Source organism: Baaleninema simplex PCC 7105 (assembly GCF_000332355.1).
Lineage (GTDB): Bacteria > Cyanobacteriota > Cyanobacteriia > Cyanobacteriales > Geitlerinemataceae > Baaleninema > Baaleninema simplex.
The window spans coordinates 2,345,315-2,365,165 of sequence record NZ_KB235958.1 but is presented as its reverse complement, the minus strand read 5'-3'; the positions used below and the strand labels follow the sequence as shown (position 1 = coordinate 2,365,165).

The 19,851-nt window shown below is 56.1% G+C and carries 14 protein-coding genes; 7 read left to right on the top strand and 7 right to left on the bottom strand.

Annotated features, from left to right (window positions below; genetic code table 11):
- The first annotated feature begins 149 nt into the window (after window positions 1-149).
- Window positions 150-326: a hypothetical protein gene (locus GEI7105_RS38420; RefSeq protein ID WP_017660791.1), complete on the top strand. Its 177-nt coding sequence runs from the start codon at window positions 150-152 to the stop codon at window positions 324-326.
- Window positions 327-378: 52 nt separating this feature from the next.
- Here the strand turns inward: GEI7105_RS38420 and GEI7105_RS30250 are convergent, their stop codons facing one another.
- From GEI7105_RS30250 to rpsT, 6 genes are all read right to left on the bottom strand, one after another.
- Window positions 379-1,680 carry a hypothetical protein gene (locus GEI7105_RS30250; RefSeq protein WP_144053781.1) on the bottom strand — a complete coding sequence of 434 codons (1,302 nt, stop codon included), beginning with the start codon at window positions 1,678-1,680 and terminating at the stop codon, window positions 379-381.
- A 93-nt stretch (window positions 1,681-1,773) separates the two neighbouring features.
- Window positions 1,774-5,799, bottom strand: a complete 4,026-nt coding sequence (locus GEI7105_RS0112455) for a DNA-directed RNA polymerase subunit beta' (RefSeq protein ID WP_017660789.1) — start codon at window positions 5,797-5,799, stop codon at window positions 1,774-1,776.
- Between the two features lie 154 nt (window positions 5,800-5,953).
- The gene (locus GEI7105_RS0112450) at window positions 5,954-7,831 is read right to left on the bottom strand and encodes a DNA-directed RNA polymerase subunit gamma (RefSeq protein ID WP_017660788.1); all 1,878 of its coding nucleotides are present in this window, start codon (window positions 7,829-7,831) and stop codon (window positions 5,954-5,956) included.
- 150 nt (window positions 7,832-7,981) lie between these two features.
- On the bottom strand, window positions 7,982-11,299 hold the full coding sequence (rpoB, locus tag GEI7105_RS0112445; RefSeq protein ID WP_017660787.1) for a DNA-directed RNA polymerase subunit beta: 3,318 nt from the start codon (window positions 11,297-11,299) through the stop codon (window positions 7,982-7,984).
- A 415-nt stretch (window positions 11,300-11,714) separates the two neighbouring features.
- Window positions 11,715-12,515 (bottom strand): TatD family hydrolase, encoded by an 801-nt coding sequence (locus GEI7105_RS0112435; protein ID WP_017660785.1) that lies wholly within the window; start codon window positions 12,513-12,515, stop codon window positions 11,715-11,717.
- 31 nt (window positions 12,516-12,546) lie between these two features.
- On the bottom strand, window positions 12,547-12,852 hold the full coding sequence (gene rpsT, locus GEI7105_RS0112430; protein WP_017660784.1) for a 30S ribosomal protein S20: 306 nt from the start codon (window positions 12,850-12,852) through the stop codon (window positions 12,547-12,549).
- Window positions 12,853-13,105: 253 nt separating this feature from the next.
- Between rpsT and hisD the strand changes: the two genes are divergently transcribed.
- Genes hisD through GEI7105_RS0112420 form a run of 3 tightly spaced genes read left to right on the top strand, consistent with a single transcriptional unit; the run spans window position 13,106 to window position 14,817 of the window.
- Window positions 13,106-14,407, top strand: coding sequence for a histidinol dehydrogenase (gene hisD / locus GEI7105_RS0112425; protein ID WP_017660783.1), 1,302 nt, complete (start codon window positions 13,106-13,108; stop codon window positions 14,405-14,407).
- Window positions 14,404-14,544: a hypothetical protein gene (locus GEI7105_RS38415; RefSeq protein ID WP_158413197.1), complete on the top strand. Its 141-nt coding sequence runs from the start codon at window positions 14,404-14,406 to the stop codon at window positions 14,542-14,544. Before hisD ends, GEI7105_RS38415 begins: the two co-directional genes overlap by 4 nt.
- 6 nt (window positions 14,545-14,550) lie before the next feature.
- Window positions 14,551-14,817 (top strand): hypothetical protein, encoded by a 267-nt coding sequence (locus GEI7105_RS0112420; protein WP_017660782.1) that lies wholly within the window; start codon window positions 14,551-14,553, stop codon window positions 14,815-14,817.
- Here GEI7105_RS0112420 and GEI7105_RS30240 read toward each other — a convergent pair.
- Entirely contained in the window at window positions 14,814-15,914 is a 1,101-nt protein-coding gene (locus tag GEI7105_RS30240) for a HEAT repeat domain-containing protein (RefSeq protein WP_017660781.1), read from the bottom strand. The two genes, GEI7105_RS0112420 and GEI7105_RS30240, sit on opposite strands and share 4 nt — an antisense overlap.
- Window positions 15,915-16,284: 370 nt before the next feature.
- Here GEI7105_RS30240 and GEI7105_RS0112410 point away from each other — a divergent pair, with 370 nt between their 5' ends.
- From GEI7105_RS0112410 to GEI7105_RS30235, 3 genes are all read left to right on the top strand, one after another.
- Entirely contained in the window at window positions 16,285-17,835 is a 1,551-nt protein-coding gene (locus tag GEI7105_RS0112410) for a ferredoxin--nitrite reductase (RefSeq protein ID WP_017660780.1), read from the top strand.
- Between the two features lie 226 nt (window positions 17,836-18,061).
- Window positions 18,062-19,582 (top strand): MFS transporter, encoded by a 1,521-nt coding sequence (locus GEI7105_RS0112405; protein WP_017660779.1) that lies wholly within the window; start codon window positions 18,062-18,064, stop codon window positions 19,580-19,582.
- Between the two features lie 62 nt (window positions 19,583-19,644).
- Window positions 19,645-19,842 carry a DUF1830 domain-containing protein gene (locus tag GEI7105_RS30235; protein WP_017660778.1) on the top strand — a complete coding sequence of 66 codons (198 nt, stop codon included), beginning with the start codon at window positions 19,645-19,647 and terminating at the stop codon, window positions 19,840-19,842.
- Window positions 19,843-19,851: the final 9 nt, after the last annotated feature.

The window sequence follows — 19,851 nt, the reverse complement described above, 5'->3', positions numbered from 1 at the left end:
AACGAGGGCTAGAGGCTCTATCCCTTGTGAGGCAGGGGGTCTAGCTATGTTGTCACCCTCTCAGCGTTTTCTCAGTAGCTTTCATTCAAGGTTCTGTGAATGTCGCCGAAAGAGAGCCAATCTATTGAGTCCTTGAGTTTGACCCAACCATGCCAAGCTACGACCTCACGCCTACTCCCGACCTCGACTCACCTACGGGCGTTGTCATCCCCAAAACCCTCGACGCGGCTATTGCCGAACTGGACAAGATGCTGCCCCCAGTACTGCAAGCGGAACTGAGAACGGCAGAGTCGCTCATCGACTATCACTTCAGCCCATCCGAATAATGGGATCGGGAGATCGAATCTCCCCCTCTCTCCCCTGCTCCCCCTCGAAAAATCACCAAGGAAGATTCCGATCGCCCGCCAACTGACGCGCGACCGCCGCCGCCCCCGTACGGTTGAGATGGCTGGGATCGGCGAAATAGTCGGTGCGATCGAGCCACTGTTGGGATAAATCCCGCACCCAAACACCGGAACGAGCGGCCACTTGGTCTTGCAGAAACTGGCTGAATATCCGTTCGTAGCGAAACCGAGTGGCGTCGAGATAGTCTCGCGTGAGGGGTAAATTCACGAGAACGAGGGGAATCTGGCGCGATTGTAGAAACTGAATCGCCGAGGCGAGGGCATTTCCTTGCACGCCGCCGAGGTTGAAATTGGCGTAGTCGAGGTCGTAATCGCCAGAAACGCGCGGATACTGTTGATAGTAAACCGGCGGGTCGAAGCGATCGCTCACGACGCGAAATCCGTTAGCGTCGATGTCTGCGATCGAGAGGCTGATGGAGGTTTGGGGAACGCTGAACTGGGGATTTTGCAGTTGTCGGTATCCTGGGGACGCCAGGAGACGAGCGAAGGTGCGATCGTTGCGTCCGCTATTGAACGCCCGGGAACCGTCCGCCCACACCACTACCTTTGGCAGCGCAACGGTTCCATCTTTTTCCACGCGAGTCACGAACTCTCGTAATAGCGTATTGACAACTTGCGCCGTCGCGCCGTTGACGCCGAAATTAAATACTTTGACGCTTTGGGGTAACTGTCGAGACAGTTCGTATTGCAACATCTTCGGATCGAGACCTTGCAGGGCGCGAGAACTGCCCACCACTAGCACGTCGGGAATCCCCACCGTCGCCACGTAAGATCGATACAGGGCAAACTGCTCGTCGAAAACGGGACTGTTAAACGTCTGGTAGGGGAGTCGGTTGCCGCTTTGCTGAGCTTGTTCGAGGGCGTAGCGGGTGTTCGACAAATATTCCGACACCTTTTTCTGAGCGAACGCCCGTTCGGGAGCGTCGAGGGGAATTTCAGTCATCGCACTGACCGCACTCGTCCAATGTCGGGCGACGCGATGCCAGTCTTCCGGCGATCGCGCCGATTGAGACAGTTGCCACGCCTGCAACGCCTGATTCGTCCCCTCCACAAAAGACGCCGTTCCGCGAGATAACGAAGCCGTCTCCCGCTCGGAAGTCGCCTGTCCGCTCTCTTCCAACGTCTTCGTCGGCTTTTCCGGCGGTTCGGCGGTAACGCCATAGCCGTCGGCGCGTCCGAACCACCCCACCCATACCACTGTAAAAGCGCAACACAGGCAAAGGGCGATCGCGCCTGCAATGCGTCTAAAGCCTGACCTTTGCCTGTGTCCGTTCATGGTTTTTCGGTGGTTTGAGCGTCTCGAACTCGAGATCGGGGAACCGGGAACCGGAAACAGTTTCCCCCTTCTCCCCGGCTCCCCCTCTCGAAATTACGCCGTCGGATCGTCTTCCTCGTCGAGGATAGGGGAGTTGTCCTCGTCGTTCTCGTCCGACAGAATATCGTCTTCATCGCCAGCATTACCGCCGACGCCGAGATTGTAGGCGCGAGCCGTGCGATCGTCGAGTACCACGTCTTGGAGAGTTTCATCGTTCTCAACCCCCTCGATCGCCAAATTAATATCGGCCTCGGGTGCCGAGAAGTTCATCTCCTCGTAGGCGTTGAACCCAGTTCCGGCCGGAATCAAACGGCCGATGATCACGTTTTCTTTCAAACCGCGCAGCCAGTCGGACTTGCCTTCGATCGCCGCCTCCGTCAGTACCCGCGTCGTTTCTTGGAAACTCGCCGCACTGATGAAACTGTCAGTATTCAACGATGCCTTGGTAATCCCCAACAGCATCGGCGTATACCGAGCCGGAGCGCCGCCGGTAATCGACATGGCTTCGTTGACCTGTTCGACCTGCCGCAACTCGATCAACTCTCCCGGTAACATCGTCGTATCGCCGCCGTCGTCGATTTTCACCTTCGAGGTCATCTGACGCACGATCACTTCAATGTGTTTGTCGGAAATATCGATCCCTTGAGATTGATACACCGACTGCACCTCGTTCACCAAGAAAGTTTGGACGCTTTGGAACGCCCGCAGTGCCGCCTCGTAAGTTCCCGACGGTGCCAAGTAATCGAACCAAGATTCGAGGATTTCGTGGGGATTTGCCGGTCCGTCGGTGAGCGGTTCGGCAACGTCCACGTTCTGCCCGTCGACGACGATCGCGTTTTGACCGGGACTCGGCTTGTACTCGGCGATCGTACCGTCTTCTTCGACAATGCGAATCTCGACCGATTCGTCTTCCTCGTAGATAACCTGCGCCGTACCCGGACGACGGTTGAGCAAACAAGCCTCCTTCGGCTTCCGGGCTTCGAGCAGTTCTTCAATACGCGGCAGACCCTGAATAATGTCTCCAGTTTTGGCTCGCTCGAACACCAACAGCACCAGGTTGTCACCCCGCTGCACCAAGCTGCCGTCGTCTACGTGCAGGATGGCACCGGGAGACACCCGATAGGGGCGAGCGTGACGCAACACTACCGTATTGTTCTTGACGTCTACCACTTGACCGGAATCTTCCAGTGCCACGCCAGGGGCGATTTCCGACCCGCTCACCAACAACTGACCCGTTTTGACGTTGGGCTTGGCGTCGAGTTCGAGGCTGAAGCGATCTCGATCGCTCACCACTAAGATACGGCGCGTCGCTTCCGTCCCTTCGCGAATACCGCCGACAGTCCCTTGGGTTTTACAGCAGATTTCCGTGCGAGCCACTACAGCCCCCGGTTCGATTTGGTCGCCGTCTTCGACCAACAAGCGAGTCGTCGTGCTGCTGCTAAACAGGGGATCGAGTGCTGCCGTTTCCCGACGAACGGTCAGAGATTCGAGAACCACCAACTGCAAGCGCATCACGTCTGCTTCGGTTTCGTCAGGAACCAGTTCGATGTCCGCTTCGAGATGGCGAGCGTCGTTGCCAATGTCGAGAACTAACTGCGTGCGGATCAGTTCTTGACCGTCTACAGACTTAATGCGATCGCCGTCCTTGAACGCCAACAACCGCTGTACCGGACGCAACGAAATCGGAAAAGCGTTTTCCTGTCCTTCGGCCGGTTGCTGGTTGGGAACCGGCGGCTCGTCGGGAACTTGAAATTCCTCCACCGGACGCACCAAAACCCCAGGCCCTTCGGGCGTCATCACCGACTCCACCCAGCACAGGCGCTCGGCCGTCAGCCCCGGATAGATTTCTTCTCCAGGGTGAACCAGCGTTTTTTCCGACACGCTCAACTCGCTACCGCTGCCGATTTCGAGGAGGTGCAAGTCGCCGGGTTTGACGGAAATCTCCCGCAGAATGTCGTTTTTCTGCACGACTTCCACGATCCCGCTGTTTTGACAGTAAATGTCTTTGACGACTTCGGTTCCGGCTTCGACGTACTGGCCGTCTTCGACTTCCAGCAGCGAGATATCTTTGTTGATTTCGTGGGTTTCCTCGGGAATCCACAGCAGCGTGCCGCCTTTGGTAATTTCGTAGCCGGTTTTACTGCCTTTGCCCCGCTTGGCCACTTCGATGTCGCCGTAGCGAAGAATTCCCCCAGTTTGGGTTTTGTAGGTGTTGTCGATCAGTTCGGCCACCACCTGACCGTTGCGAACTTTCGTTCCTGGCGTTGCGGTGAGGATGAACTCTTGCCCTTGCTGGGTGCCGATCACGTACTGATCCCGTCCCTGGCTACTGACGGTCTCGATTTTGGCACTGTCGAGGCGCACCGAAGCGGTGATGATTTCCACTTCCTTGGGAATCGGCGGTTGAGTCGCCAAAGCAGACGCCGCCGCGTCGCCGTCTTCGATCGGGGCGCGATCTTCCCCTTTCAGCCGGACGATCCCGCCGTTTTCTGTGGGGGTTTCCGTCACCGCTAACACGTCGCCGATATCGACGGTGTTGCCGTTTTTTACCACGGGGTTCGCTCCGGGGGGCATATTGTACACTTCCCCGGACAGAATCCAAATTAGCCCGCCCCGAGCGGCGATGACCGTGGTGTTGCCCTGGCGGTCTTTTTTCTCTTCGGGGATGACTCCGGCAAATTTAACTTCTCCGCCCAAGTCGGTCGCCACGTCTTTGGTGGCTTTTTCAGTGTTTTTCCGAGTGCGGGCGCTGCCGATGGGAACTTCTGCCACAAACTGGTCGGTTTTCACCTCGCCGCCGTCTTCGACCATCAAGGTCGATCCTTGAGGCAGGGCGATGGAGGTGGATTTACCTTTACCGTCTTTGGGGTCGATGACCAGTTCCCCGGCTTGTTCGACCACGAAGGCGTCTTCTCCGTGGCGGGTGCGGAAGGTACGAGTTTTGAGTTCTTTGCTGTAACGAGCGATACCGTCGAAGGTAGATTTCGCCGGACGCGCCACTTCCCCGGTGAAGACCCCCCCGGTGTGGAACGTCCGCATCGTCAGCTGCGTACCCGGTTCGCCGATACTTTGAGCGGCGATAATTCCCACGGCTTCGCCCAAGTCCACCATTTCGGCGTGGGCGAGACTCCAACCGTAGCAGTGTTGGCAGACGCTGCGGGCGGCTTCGCAAGTCAGGGGCGATCGCACCATCACTTCTTTGACTCCCGCATCGGCGATCGCTTGCGCCAGTTCGCTGGAGACGTATTGATTGCGTCGCGCCATCACCGCTTGAGGCTCGCGGTTTTTGCGATCGCTGTAATCGACGCTGACCAATTCTCCCGTTTCGGGATGGACGACGTCTTCAGCTAAAACACGACCGATCAAACGGTCTTCGAGCGGAATGGCCACCCGTTCGCCGCTCCGCATACTTTGTAAGGGAATGCCGCGATGGGTGCCGCAGTCGAATTCTCGCACGATCACGTCTTGGGAGACATCGACTAACCGTCGGGTTAAATATCCCGAGTCGGCAGTACGCAGAGCGGTATCGACAAGTCCTTTCCGCGCCCCGTAAGAGGAAATAATGTATTCAGTAACGGTCAGTCCTTCGCGGAAATTCGTTTTAATCGGTAAGTCGATGATTTCCCCTTGCGGGTTTGCCATCAAGCCCCGCATCCCCACGAGCTGGCGTACCTGAGAGATGTTCCCCCGCGCCCCGGAAAACGCCATCATATACACGGAGTTGAGAGGGTTACTTTCGCGAAAGTTTTTGACGACGTCGTCTTTGAGTTCTTCGCTCGTCATACTCCACGTGTCGATGACTTTTTGGAACCGTTCGACTTCGGTGATTTCGCCTCGGGTATACCGGGCTTCGGTCACGTCGATTTCTTTTTGGGCAGCAGACAGCAGTTGTTGTTTGCTCGGCGGAACCTGCAAGTCTTCGACACTGATGGAGACACCCGCCCGCGTCGCGTAGCGGAATCCCAAGTCTTTCAGACGGTCGGCCATGTTTGCCGTTTTCGCGGTGCCGTGATGGGTAAACGCCCAAGCAATCAGGGCGCGTAGTTGTTTTTTGTCTACGACTCGGTTGTAAAAGCGCATATTGTCTCGGTACGGAAAGAGTTGACGGGAAGCAGGGGGGCAGGGGAGAGAGGGAGCAAGGCAGTCAAGAGCGGAGAGTGGAGAGTGAAGAGTGAGGAAAATTTTCGGGTCGTCTTCTTCACTCTTCCCTTTTCCCTCTACCCTCTACACTGAATTAGGCGATCGCTTCTTGAATCGCTTGGTTGTAGACGATGCGACCTGGTGTCGTGCGAACGTACTGGACGAGGAGAGTGCCGTCGGAATCGAAGCGCTTTCGGGTGTACTTGTAGTGTTTCCACACGCTGCCGTCTTCGAGTTTGCGTTCTTCGAGGGGGGTCTCGTCTTTTTCGCTCAATACGATTTCGTCTTCGGGCTTCATGCGTACCCAAACGTAGGCGTGCAGGTGAATTAAGCCGCGATCGAACGCGATAATGGCATCTTCCATACTGCCGAAAACCCGTTCTTGGTCATCGTGGACGGTGGGGTTTTCGGCCGTCAGGTAGTAGCATCCCAACACCATGTCTTGACTGGGCGTGACGATGGGACGGCCGGTTGCCGGAGAGAGGATGTTGTTAGAGGCCAACATCAACAACCGAGCCTCGGCTTGGGATTCTAACGAAAGCGGGACGTGAACTGCCATTTGGTCGCCGTCGAAGTCGGCGTTAAACGCCGGGCAGACCAACGGGTGCAGTTGGATGGCACGACCTTCGACCAAAATCGGCTCGAACGCCTGAATCCCCAAACGGTGCAGCGTCGGGGCGCGGTTCAGCATCACCGGGTGGCCTTCGATGACTTCTTCGAGAACGTCCCAAATATTGGGGTCGTTGCGAGCGATGAGTTTTTTCGCCGCTTTGATGTTGTTGACCAAGCCCTGGCGGATGAGGCGGTGAATGACGAAGGGTTGGAACAGTTCGATCGCCATTTCCCGAGGCAAACCGCACTGGTGGATTTGCAGTTTCGGACCGACGACGATCACGCTCCGTCCGGAGTAATCCACCCGTTTTCCGAGCAGGTTCTGACGGAAGCGACCTTGTTTCCCCTCAATAATGTCGCTGAGGGATTTCAACGGGCGGTTGTTCGCCCCGACGACGGTACGGCCGCGACGACCGTTATCGATGAGGGCGTCTACCGCTTCTTGTAACATCCGTTTTTCGTTACGGATGATAATTTCCGGCGCCAAAATCTCCTGCAACCGCGCCAAACGGTTGTTACGGTTGATGACACGGCGATAGAGGTCGTTGAGGTCGCTAGTCGCAAAGCGTCCGCCGTCGAGCTGCACCATCGGGCGCAAGTCCGGCGGAATTACCGGAATGGCGTCGAGAACCATCCAGTCGGGACGAGACCCGGTGGCGATGAAGTTATCGATGACCCGCAGCCGTTTGATGAGTTTGGCGCGTTTTTGCCCTTTGGCATTGGCGATGTCTTCCCGCAGTTTTTCGGCTTCGGCTTCGAGTTCGAGGTCTTCGAGCAGTCGCTTGATGGCCTCTGCCCCGATGCCCACTTCGATGCCTTCGAGTTGGGAGTCTTCATCGTACAACTGCTCTTCGATTTCCATCCACTGGTCTTCGAGCAGCAGTTGTTTGTACGCTAAATTGTCGGCGTTACCGGGATTGAGAACGACGTAGGCGTTGAAGTAGACGATTTGCTCCACGTCTCGCAGGGGCATATCCAGCAAAATCGCCATGTAGCTGGGAATCCCTTTGAGATACCAAACGTGAGTCACGGGAGCCGCCAGTTTGATGTATCCCATGCGGTGGCGGCGCACTCGGGATTCAGTCACTTCGACACCGCAGCGTTCGCAAACGATACCCCGGTGGCGGACTCGTTTGTATTTTCCACAGTGGCATTCCCAGTCCTTAGCCGGACCGAAGATGCGCTCGCAGAACAAGCCGTCCATTTCAGGCTTGAGGGTGCGATAGTTGATGGTTTCGGGTTTGGTGACTTCTCCGACGACTTGACCGTTCGGCAAGGTCCGCTCGCCCCACGCGCGAATCCGCTCGGGGGAGGCGATGGCGATCTTGACGTAATCAAAACGCTGTTCGACTTTTGGCATCGTTACAGTTATCCGCGATCGATTGTGCAGGGGCATCTATCTATCTTGGGGAGGAAGCGGCGCGACCGCGAGTTTCGACGGCCGGCGATCGCATCCCAGAACCTCCAGTTGTAGCGGCGTTGCCCGCGCCACCGCTACAACCCGTTGCGGCTAGTCTTCGTCTTCCCCTTTGGAGATAGATTCGTAGGTGGGACGAGAGGGAGCGCGACGGCTCGAAACGTCGGACATCAAATCTACTTCGACATCCCGACTCGTGCCGTCTTCGGTGGTTTCGACCTTGTGAACGGCAATATCCAAACACAGGGACTGTAATTCCCGCATGAGGACTTTAAAGGATTCGGGCGTCCCCGGACGCGGAATCGCTTTGCCTTTAACGATGGCATTGAGGGCTTCGTTGCGGCCTTGCATATCGTCGGATTTGACGGTGAGCAGTTCTTGCAGGGTGTAGGCAGACCCGAAGGCTTCGAGGGCCCACACTTCCATTTCTCCGAACCGCTGTCCCCCCTGTTGGGCTTTTCCGCCGAGGGGCTGTTGGGTAACGAGGGAGTAGGGCCCGGTCGATCGCGCGTGGATTTTGTCGTCGACCAAGTGAACCAGTTTGAGCATATAGGCTTTCCCCACGGTCACGGGGCGATCGAACGGTTCTCCCGTCCGTCCGTCGTACACCTGGATTTTCCCGGCGTCGTCGGGGTCGAACAGCCAGTCTTTCCCCGTTTTATCCCGTCCCTGTTGCAGTTTGCGGTTGACGGTTTCCCGCGATTGTTCGCTGCCGTGCATTTCGTCGAAAGGCACCATCTTGAACCGCGCCCCCAGGTTGTCTCCAGCCCAGGCCAGCAAGCATTCAAAGATCTGTCCGACGTTCATCCGCGACGGCACGCCCAGGGGGTTGAGGACGATGTCGATGGGCTTCCCGTCGGGGAGGTAGGGCATATCTTCCAGGGGCAAAATCCGCGAAATAATCCCTTTGTTTCCGTGACGACCGGCCATTTTGTCGCCCACTTGGATTTTGCGTTTCTGCGCCACGTACACCCGGACGACCATGTTGGCGCCGGGAGGAAGTTCGTCCCCCTGTTCGCGGGTAAACACCCGCACGTCCACGACGCGACCTTTTTCGCCGTTGGGAACCCGTAGGGAGTTATCCCGCACGTCTCGCGCTTTTTCGCCGAAAATTGCCCGTAGCAGTTTTTCTTCGGGGGGTTGGTCGGATTCGCCTTTGGGAGTCACTTTCCCGACGAGGATGTCTCCGGCTTCGACCCAAGCCCCGATGCGGATGATGCCGGTTTCGTCGAGGTGACGCAGGGAATCTTCGCCGACGTTGGGAATTTCTCGGGTAATTTCCTCGGGTCCCAATTTCGTCTGACGGGCTTCGATTTCGTATTTTTCGATGTGAATGCTGGTATATACGTCGTCGAAGACCAGACGCTCGCTAATTAGGATGGCGTCTTCGTAGTTATAGCCTTCCCAGGGCATATAGGCCACGATAATATTCTGCCCTAATGCCAGTTCGCCGCCTTCGGTGGCGCTCCCGTCGGCTAAGACTTGTCCGGCTTGTACTTCGTCCCCTTCAAAGGCGATGGGACGTTGGTTCAAGCAGGTGTCTTGGTTAGACCGCTGGTATTTTTGCAGTTCGTATTCGATTTCGGCGGGGGGGTCTTCTCCGGCTTCGGCGTCGTAGGCCGGTTGGACTTTAATGCGCTGGGAATCGACGTAAGTGACGACGCCGTCAGTGCGGCTGACGATAACCATTCCGGAGTCGCGGGCGGCTTGGGCTTCTAAGCCCGTGCCGACGAGGGGACGTTCGGGGCGCAGCAGCGGCACGGCTTGACGTTGCATGTTCGACCCCATGAGGGCGCGGTTGGCGTCGTCGTGTTCGATAAAGGGAATCAGCGAGGTCGCCACGGAGATAATTTGTACCGGGGAGACGGCCACGAAGTCCACTTGGTCGGGGGTGGTGGTGGTGAAATCCTGGCGATACCGCACGGGAACGAGATCCCCTTGGATGTAGCCTTCGCCGTTCATGGGGATGTCGCCGGGAGCGACCCGCAGGTCGTCTTCTTCGTCGGCGGTCATGTACACCGGCGGTAAGTCCCGACGCACGCGGCCGTTTTCGACGCGGTAGTAGGGGGTTTCGATGAACCCGTAGGCGTTGACGCGGGCGTGGGTGGCCAGGGAGCCGATGAGTCCGGCGTTAGGACCTTCAGGGGTTTCGATGGGGCAGATGCGCCCGTAGTGGGACGGGTGAATGTCCCGCACGGCAAACCCTGCCCGTTCGCGGGTCAAACCGCCAGGACCCAAGGCAGAGAGACGCCGTTTGTGGGTCAACTCTGCGAGGGGGTTGGTTTGGTCCATGAACTGGGACAGTTGGCTCGAGCCGAAGAATTCTTTGATGGCGGCGACGAGGGGTTTGGGGTTGACTAGGGAGGCGGGGGTGAGGGTGTCGGCGTCGGAGACGGTCATCCGTTCTTTGATAATCCGCTCGAGGCGGTTGAGTCCGACGCGCACTTGGTTTTGTAGCAGTTCGCCGACGGAGCGAACTCGACGGTTGCCTAGGTGGTCGATGTCGTCGATTTGCCCCATGTCAAACTCGAGGTTGATCAGGTAATCGATCGCCGAGAGAATGTCTTCGGAGGTGAGGACGCGGGTACTGTCGGGGACGTTGAGCCGCAGTTTTTTGTTGAGTTTGTAGCGCCCAACGCGGCCGAGGTCGTACCGTTTGGGGTCGAAGAAGCGCGATTCGAGCAGGGATACCCCCCCGGAGACGGTGGGAGGTTCGCCGGGACGGAGTTTGCGATACAGCTCCATCAGGGCGTCTTCTTCGGTGAACTGTCCTTCTTTTTCGATGGTTTTGTAGAAGAAGTCGTAGTGGCGAATGCGATCGCTAATTTCGCCGTCGGTCAAGCCAAGGGCTTTGAGCAAGACTTGGGCCGACAGTTTGCGGGTTTTGTCGATGCGAACCCACACGAGGCCGTTGCGATCGGTCTCGAATTTCAGCCACGCGCCTCGGTTGGGGATGAGGGAGGCGTTATAGGTGCGGCGACCGTTTTTATCGACTTCGGATTTGTAGTAGACCCCCGGCGATCGCACGATTTGGTTGACGATCACGCGCTCGGCACCGTTGATGATGAAGGTTCCCCGTTCGGTCATCAAGGGTAAGTCGCCGATGAAGACTTCTTGTTCTTTGATCTCGCCGGTTTCTTTGTCGATCAACCGGGTGGGAACGTACATCTGGACGGCGTAGGTGCTGTCGCGACGTTTGGCTTCGTCGACGTCGTATTTGGGTTCTTTGAGTTTGTAGTTTTTGCCGAGGAAGTGTAACTCGAGCTTTCCGGTATAGTCAGTAATGGGGGAGAAGCTGTTGAGTTCTTCGATCAAGCCTTCTTCGAGAAACCAACGAAAGCTCGAACGCTGGATTTCGACCAGGTCGGGTAGGTGAAAGACGGGTGCGGTGGTGGTCGTTGGGTTAGTCATTCGTCTTCTTCTTCGGACTGTGGGCTGCGCGTGAGACGTGGAACGTTTTGCCGAGGCATTTTGCCGAAATTTTCGACTGACGAGAAGCGCTGGCGGACGCTCGCACGGCAAAATCGAGGCTTCTGCTGGGAGAACTACTGTTCTCGTTCTCGAAACCTCGTTCTTCGGTTAACAAGCTGGATCTGTGGGGTAGCGTCGGGTTGCCCGTTGGGGAATACCGACAAGCTCGACTCTCGTGTGAGACCTGACATTCGTTTTGGACTTCGCGATCGCGTTCGCTTGGGTGACTCGAGGCTCGACGGTCGAACCGTTCGACACTGACGTATTAATAGTGATTCCCCTACCTTCTCTGTCCTCCTTATTAATTAATTATGCCCCAAGGGTCGAGTTCCCAACGGAATCGCTGCGATCGCCGTTAACTGGCTCGAGATCGAACGGTGGGTTCGAGATCGAAACAGGCCATGGCGTTTTGTGCGGTTCGTTCGGCTAGCGCCCCGGCCTCGACCCCGCGCAGTTCGGCCACTCGCTCGACGACGTAACGCACGTAGGCGGGTTCGTTTCGTTTTCCCCGTTTGGGGACGGGGGCGAGAAACGGACAGTCGGTTTCGACGAGCAGTCGGTCTTCGGGAACGATTTTGGCCGACTCTTGCACGGAACGGGCATTTTTGAAGGTCACGATGCCGCTAAAGCTGATGTAAAACCCCAAGTCGAGGAAGGTTCGAGCTTGTTCGGGGGTTCCCGCCCAGCAGTGCATGACGCCGCCGACCGGGCCGTTTTCCTGCCAAAACTGTCGCAACAGTTCCACCATTTCTTCGGCTGCGTCGCGACAGTGGATAATGACGGGTAAGTTCAGTTGCTGCGCGATTTGCAACTGTCCCCAAAAGGCATCCCGCTGTTGTTGGCGGTTCTCGGCTTTAAAAAAGTCGAGGCCGGTTTCGCCGATGGCGACGACGCGATCGCTGCTTCGCGCGCGATCGGCAATCTCTCGGGCGAGTTCCTCGCTCCAGCTTTGGGCTTCGAGGGGATGCAACCCCACCGACCAAGACATCTCGGGGACGAGATCGGCGATCGCTCGGGTTTTCTCGAACTCTTGGGGACGCACGCAGGAGTGAATCAAACCGACCACTCCCGCAGCACGCCATCGATCTCGAACCGCTTCCAAGTCGGCGTCGAAGCTCTCGAAGTTGATGTGAACGTGGGTGTCGATCGGCTGCATGAACTGGCTCGTCGGGGTTCGTCTGGCTGGCTTAGGACGCTTGGCTGAGGGCGTCTTGCTGCCGTTTGAGCGCTCGGGCGAGACGAGCTTTTTTGCGCGCCCCCGTGTTGGTGTGGAGGACGCCCCGTTTGACAGCTTTGTCAATTTTGCTGTACGCCTGTGCCATGCGCTGTTGCACGTCTTGCATGGCGTCGTCGCTCGGATTGCTGCCGTAAGCTTCCACCGCCGCGAAGTAGTTTTTCATCAAGGTCTTGACGGCGGATTTATAGGATTTGTTGCGGACTCGGTTCCGCTCGGCGATTTGGATACGTTTGACTGCAGATTTGATATTAGCCACCGATAATTCCCCTATATCTGTCGATCTTCGATATCCGAATTTGGATAGTGTTTACCAGACATACTAATATAACATCTCGTCTTGAAGAAATCGCGCTTTGTGAAAAAATCCGCGCTAAGCTAATACAAAGCGAATACAACAGACGAGTCCGGGTGCGATCGAGACCCTTGGCGGGTTCGAGTCAGATCGCGCCTCCGAACGACCGGGGACTCGCTCGAATCAGATCGAACGCGGAGGCCCATACGAAATTTCCATGCTGCGAATCATTACTCAGCGAGCTGAAGCCGAGGCCGAGTTGCGGCGGATTGCCAATCGCACCCACGACGATCGCGTCGTCGATAAGGAAGCGGCAGTGCGAGATATCGTGCAAACGGTGCAGCGTCAGGGAAATGCGGCGCTGTTACACTATACGAAGGAGTTTGACGGACAGCAACTCCAGCCAGAGCAGCTACGGGTAAGCGGTTCGGAAATGGATGCGGCTTACCAACAAATCTCGAAGGAACTTCTCGACGCGATTCAGTTGGCGGTCCGACAGGTGGAGGCGTTTCACCGCCAGCGCGTCCCGAAAAGTTGGGTACAGTTTGGCGAAAACGATATCGTTCTCGGAAAACGCTACACGAGCGTCGATCTTGCGGGGTTGTACGTTCCGGGGGGGCGCGCGGCCTATCCGAGTACGGCCGTTATGAACGCGGTTCCCGCAGCTGTGGCGGGTGTCGATCGCATTGTTATGGTCACACCCCCGGGCCCGGAACTGCGCGTCAATCCGGCGGTGTTGGTGGCTGCTCAGGAAGCGGGGGTTCACGAAATTTACCGCGTTGGGGGAGCGCAGGCGATCGCCGCCTTAGCTTTTGGAACGGAAACGATTCCCAAGGTGGACGTCATTACCGGACCGGGCAATATCTACGTCACTCTGGCGAAAAAAATGGTATACGGAACGGTGGGGATCGATTCTCTGGCCGGGCCTTCGGAAGTGCTGGTCATCGCCGACAGCAACGCCAATCCGATGTTTGTGGCGGCGGATTTACTGGCGCAGGCGGAACACGACCCGATGGCGGCGGCGATTCTCCTGACGCCGGATTCGGCTCTGGCGCGTCAGGTGGCGGCGGAGGTCGATCGGCAACTGAGAGATCACCCGCGACGGTTGCTGACGGAAAAAGCGATCGCCCATTACGGCTTGATTGTGGTGGTGGAGTCGCTCCAGGAAGCGGCGGAACTGTCGAATCAGTTCGCTCCGGAACACTTGGAACTGGAGGTGGCCGATCCTTGGGATCTCATCGAACATATCCGCCACGCGGGAGCGATTTTCTTGGGATCTTCGACACCGGAAGCGGTGGGCGATTACCTGGCCGGCCCCAACCATACGTTACCGACTTCGGGAGCGGCGCGGTACGCTTCGGCGCTGGGAGTGGAAACGTTTATGAAGCATTCGAGCTTGATCGAGTATTCTCACGGGGCGCTGAGTCAGATGAGCAGTGCGATTCAAACGCTGGCGCAAGCAGAAGGGTTGCACTCTCATGCGGAATCGGTGCGCTTGCGGATGGACTCACAAGGTTGAGAAAGCTGCGATCGGAAGAAGGAGACGCGCTCTGTCGCGTCTCTACAGTTTTAATGGACTTTTTGGGGGTGGCAATCGCTCGCGATCGCAGTATGGTAGTGGAGAAATGGCAAGGACTCTCTATTTTTGAGGCGTAGAGAACGATGAACGTCAAAACTCCCGAAACGATGACGCTGACGATCGAATATCTCGATGGTAAGACGGAACGCTATGAGTTTGCGCCGCAATCTGAGAACGCCCTCAATGCCATCAGCCGGTTCAAGCGCATCCTCGACTCCGGGCATCTGATGCTCGAACTCGAAAACGAGTCGGTAATTATCTTTTTGCAAAACGTTCGTCGGCTTCACTTGTCTCCTCCACCGCAACGACAGTTGGAGGAGACAATTCGTAACGTCCGACAACTCAGTTAATGTTGAAAACGCCCGATTTCACTGCCCGCACTGCATTTCGCTGTTGCGTGCCAACGCACTGTTTCGTCGGGATCGGATTGAAATTGTGCGATCGCCGGACTGCCGATGCGCCGCAGGGCAAAGGCGATCGCACGCCGGATATAGGGCTGTTTTCGGGCGGGATGCTCCGAGTTAAGCCATTGGGTGAGAACGTCGTGAATTTGAGAACTCAGTTTGCACGAGTTCCCGTGACTGAAAACGGTGAGGATTTCGCAACAGATCTCTTCATCGGTCGATGCGAACAACGCTTCTCCCAAGGCGGCAACGGAGGCGGGAGTTTCGAGCCAGCCTAACGCCCAGGCGATATCCGATCGCAAGGAGGCAGGGGTGTGGGGCGATCGCAGCGCGATCGATAACACCTCGACGGCTTTGTCGCTTCCCAAACGACTTAAGGCGATCGCCGCCTGTTGGCAGACGTTGAGATCGAGATCGAACAAGCGTCGTCTCAACAGTTTCACCAGTTCTAATTCTTCGGCTAAATCCTGTCGAACTCCCAATCCGATGGTGGCTTGGCAACGCACCGCAGCGGCGGGATCTTCTAAACCCCGCACCAGTGGAGCGAGAACGCGCCGATCGCGGAAGTTTGAGAAAGCTGTCAAAATAGTAGCGCGAAGGGAGATATCGGCATCGCTGGCGTAGGGAAGTAAGGCATCGACAACGTCGGGATGTCGAATTTCGGCTAAAGCCCGAACTGCTAAAAAGCGTTCTTGAGGACGATCGAGGAGTTGACTCAAAGGCGCGATCGCCTGCGATCCCAAACGAGCTAAGGTTGCGGCGGCTGCAACTCGCACGTCTTCGTCGGGGTGGTTCGCCAGCAAGTCGGCGAGGGTGGCGATCGCATCGGGGGACGTGCTGTTTCCCAACAGGCGAGCGACGAACCAACAGAGTTCGTCGTCTTCGGGCTGCGATCGCAAGAGGTCGAGGGCGTGGGCGATCGCGGGTTCTCCAAACTCCGATAACTGTTTGACGGCGTCCCAACGCTCTTGAAAATCCCCCTCTTGCAACAGCTCGAGGAGATACGGCAGGGACGGGCGATCGAAAGTGGAAACAGCAACCATAAGTTTTTGACGCGATCGAAACAGCTCTTAATCAAATAGCTTGTCGCACACTCGAAGACTGTGCAACGGTGCGATCGCGTGTTTTATGCAATATCTGCATCAAGTCAATGCAAATATTAACGATTTTTTTATTTTTTGTATATTGAGATACTAAATCTCTCGAAATCTTCTTCTAATTTGATTGCGAACTCGCCCAAAAAGTGAATCGAACGAAATATTTATAAAATGTTTGAGTTCGATCGCAGATCGTTAAAAATTCAAGGAGAAAATTACACAAAATCTGCGCTACCCTCAAAGCAAGCCACTGAATCAGGAGCAAAAACATCCTGATTCAATATGTTTGCAAGGCAAACTTACATTTTTTCGTGATATGTCAACTTCCGATCGAACGTCGCCAAAGCTCAACAAATTCGAGAAATTCAAAGCTCAAAAAGACGGTCTCGCCGTTAAAGACGAACTCGAAGAATTTGCGCGATTGGGTTGGGAGGCGATCGACGAAACCGATCTCACCCAACGCTTAAAATGGCTGGGAATTTTCTTCCGTCCCGTCACCCCCGGCAAATTCATGCTGCGGTTGCGCCTGGCCAACGGCGTCCTCTCCAGCGAACAGATGCGGGTTCTCGCCAGCATCGTCCAACGCTACGGCAACGACGGCAGTGCCGACATTACCACCCGGCAAAACCTGCAATTGCGCGGACTGCGGTTTGAAGATTTCCCCGATATCTTCGAGAAACTCCATCGCGTTGGCCTAACCAGCATGCAGTCGGGGATGGATAACGTCCGCAATATCACAGGGTCTCCCGTCGCCGGTATCGACGAAGCCGAGTTTATCGATACCCGTCCCCTTTGCCAAGCGCTTCAAGACGCGATTACCCATTTCGGCGAGGGTAACGCAGAATTTACCAACTTACCTCGGAAATTCAACATCGCCGTGGCCGGAAGTCCCGACAACTCCGTTCACGCCGAAATCAACGATATCGCCTTCGTTCCGGCGTTTAAGGGCGAAACCTTTGGGTTTAACCTGCTAGTGGGCGGCTTCTTCTCCGCCAAACGCTGTGAAGCTGCCGTTCCCCTCAATGCCTGGGTCGAACCCCAGCACGTCGTACCGCTCAGTTGCGCCATTTTGCGGGTGTATCGCGATCGCGGATTGCGATCGAACCGTCAAAAAGCCCGGTTGATGTGGCTCATCGACGAGTGGGGAATCGAAAAATTCCGCGACGCCGTCGAAACCGAATTCGGCGAAACCTTAGCCGAAGCTGCCCCGCAAGACGAAATCGCTTGGGAAAAACGCGACCATATCGGGTTGCATCCCCAAAAACAACCGGGGCTGTTTTACGCCGGACTCCACGTTCCCGTCGGACGGTTGCAAGCCAACCAAATGTTTGAATTGGCGCGGTTGGCAGAGGTTTACGGTAGCGGTGACATTCGCCTCACCGTCGAACAAAACGCCATCATCACCGACATCGAAGACGCCAAACTCGAAGCGTTCCGCAGCGAACCCCTGTTAGACAGCTTTTCCCTGACTCCCAAACCGTTGGTTCGGGAACTCGTCTCTTGTACTGGGGCGCAATTCTGCAACTTCGCCCTTGTCGAAACCAAACAAAGGGCGTTGGCGTTAGCGAAGGAACTCACCGACGAACTGCAACTTTCGCAACCTGTACGAATTCACTGGACGGGATGTCCCAACTCTTGCGGACAACCCCAGGTGGCGGATATCGGCTTGATGGGGACGAAAACCCGCAAAGACGGCAAAACTGTCGAAGCCGTCGATATCTACATGGGGGGCAAAGTCGGGAAAGACGCTCGATTGGGAACGCGGGTGATGAAAGCGGTTCCCTGCGACGAGTTGAAAACCGTGCTGCGAAACGTTCTCATCGAACAGTTTGGGGCGAAAGCTGAATCGGTGGGCGTTCTCGATTGATTGATTGATTGGTCTTTGGGGGCGGTGCGTGACGCGGTAATACAACATCGATCGGACTTCGGCCAGATTTTCTAGCCGCGTCACACACCCTACGACCCACAAGGTCGGTGGGGGCGGTGCGTGATGCGGTAATACAACATTGATCGGACTTCGGCCAGATTTTCTAGCCGCGTCACACATCCTACCGATTCTTTTGCCTTTTGCCTAAAAATTACCCATAGGACTCATGCTGACAGAACTGCTCTCTTTTCGCGGTCGATACCGCATCTTGCACCTAACTTGGTTTGCATTCTTTCTCTCGTTTGTGGTGTGGTTTAACTTCGCACCGCTGGCGACGACGATTCAAGAAGATTTGGGACTCGAAACGGGTCAAATTCGGACTTTAGCCATTTGTAACGTGGCGTTGACGGTTCCGGCACGGATTCTCATCGGAATGCTGCTCGATCGCTTCGGACCTCGTATCACCTACTCCATTTTATTGATGTACGCGGCGATTCCCTGTTTGATGTTTGCCGCCGCCAGCGACTTCAATACCCTCGTTGTCAGTCGCTTGTTACTCAGCATCGTGGGGGCGGGATTCGTCATCGGTATTCGCATGGTGGCGGAGTGGTTCCCTCCCAAGGAAATCGGCTTAGCTGAAGGCATTTACGGCGGTTGGGGTAACTTCGGTTCGGCGGCTTCTGCCTTTACGCTTCCCTCTATCGCGTTAGGTTTGGCGGCGTTGTCTGGCGGACAAGCCAACTGGCGTCTGGCCATTGCCCTAACGGGTATTGCAGCGGCGGTGTACGGGGTTATTTACTTCTTTAACGTTGAGGATACGCCGCCGGGGAAAGTGTACCAGCGTCCTCACCGCACCAGTGGCATCGAAGTCACCTCTCGCCGCGATTTTGTCTTCCTCATGCTTATGAACGTGCCGTTAGCGGGGGTTCTGGCAGTGCTGGCGTGGCGGTTGAGTAAGGTTGGCTTTTTGACGCCGAACGCACTGTATATCACCTGGGCGGTACTGGTTGGACTGTATCTGTTTCAAGCTTACGGCTGCTGGCAGGTTAACAAAGATTTGCTGCTCGGACGCAAACGCTACGCGGCAGAAGATCGCTATCACTTCAATCAAGTGGCGCTTCTGGAACTGACGTATATTGTCAACTTTGGGTCTGAGTTGGCGGTGGTGTCGATGTTACCGGCCTTTTTCGAGTTGACCTTTGGGTTGAACAAGGCGCAAGCAGGCGCGATCGCCGCCAGTTACGCTTTTATGAACTTGATGTCTCGTCCCGGTGGCGGTTTGATTTCCGACAAACTGGGTAGCCGTAAGTGGACGATGACGGTTCTCACGGCGGGAATGGCGATCGGATATTTCGTGATGAGCGGTGTTTCGGGGGCTTGGTGGCTTCCTATTGCGATTCTGCTGACGATGACTTGTTCGTTCTTCGTGCAGGCGGCGGAAGGGTCTACGTTTGCGATGGTTCCGCTGATTAAACGCCGCATCACCGGACAGGTGGCGGGAAACGTGGGGGCTTACGGCAACGTGGGGGCTGTGGCTTATTTGACTCTGTACAGCTTGCTTCCAGAAGGGGCGGTGGGAAATCAAATTTTCTTCCAAACTTTGGGGATGACGGCGATCGTGGTGGCGTTCCTCTGTGCGTTCTTCCTCAAGGAACCGAAAGGCTCGTTTGCAGACTTCCACGAGGGAGAAACCGTCGATGTGTCGGAACCGGTTCCCAGTTTCGTTAAAGAGTCGATCGGTGAATGAACCTCTGGGCGAGCGATCGGATCGCTCGCCCCGATCGTGAGTCTTACTGAAAGGGGTTTCCGATGATGTTTCACTATACGAACGCGACCGATCGCCTGCAAGCGGTACGACTGACTGAGGGATCGATTTGTTACTTCGATCGATTGGTCTTTCCCGGCGATCGCTGGTTGTTTGAGGTTTCTCCTGAAACCTATTTAGAAGTTCGCAGTTTGTGCGACGGAGAAGAAGTCGTCGTGCGATCGCCGCTTTGTGATTCCTAGATTCCTGTT

What these genes read in the sequence shown, in the direction of transcription:
- GEI7105_RS38420 (WP_017660791.1), top strand. Translation starts at nt 150, where the DNA reads ATGCCAAGCTACGACCTCACGCCTACTCCCGACCTCGACTCACCTACG.
- GEI7105_RS30250 (WP_144053781.1), bottom strand. Translation starts at nt 1,680, where the DNA reads ATGAACGGACACAGGCAAAGGTCAGGCTTTAGACGCATTGCAGGCGCG.
- GEI7105_RS0112455 (WP_017660789.1), bottom strand. Translation starts at nt 5,799, where the DNA reads ATGCGCTTTTACAACCGAGTCGTAGACAAAAAACAACTACGCGCCCTG.
- GEI7105_RS0112450 (WP_017660788.1), bottom strand. Translation starts at nt 7,831, where the DNA reads ATGCCAAAAGTCGAACAGCGTTTTGATTACGTCAAGATCGCCATCGCC.
- rpoB (WP_017660787.1), bottom strand. Translation starts at nt 11,299, where the DNA reads ATGACTAACCCAACGACCACCACCGCACCCGTCTTTCACCTACCCGAC.
- GEI7105_RS0112435 (WP_017660785.1), bottom strand. Translation starts at nt 12,515, where the DNA reads ATGCAGCCGATCGACACCCACGTTCACATCAACTTCGAGAGCTTCGAC.
- hisD (WP_017660783.1), top strand. Translation starts at nt 13,106, where the DNA reads ATGCTGCGAATCATTACTCAGCGAGCTGAAGCCGAGGCCGAGTTGCGG.
- GEI7105_RS0112420 (WP_017660782.1), top strand. Translation starts at nt 14,551, where the DNA reads ATGAACGTCAAAACTCCCGAAACGATGACGCTGACGATCGAATATCTC.
- GEI7105_RS30240 (WP_017660781.1), bottom strand. Translation starts at nt 15,914, where the DNA reads ATGGTTGCTGTTTCCACTTTCGATCGCCCGTCCCTGCCGTATCTCCTC.
- GEI7105_RS0112410 (WP_017660780.1), top strand. Translation starts at nt 16,285, where the DNA reads ATGTCAACTTCCGATCGAACGTCGCCAAAGCTCAACAAATTCGAGAAA.
- GEI7105_RS0112405 (WP_017660779.1), top strand. Translation starts at nt 18,062, where the DNA reads ATGCTGACAGAACTGCTCTCTTTTCGCGGTCGATACCGCATCTTGCAC.
- GEI7105_RS30235 (WP_017660778.1), top strand. Translation starts at nt 19,645, where the DNA reads ATGATGTTTCACTATACGAACGCGACCGATCGCCTGCAAGCGGTACGA.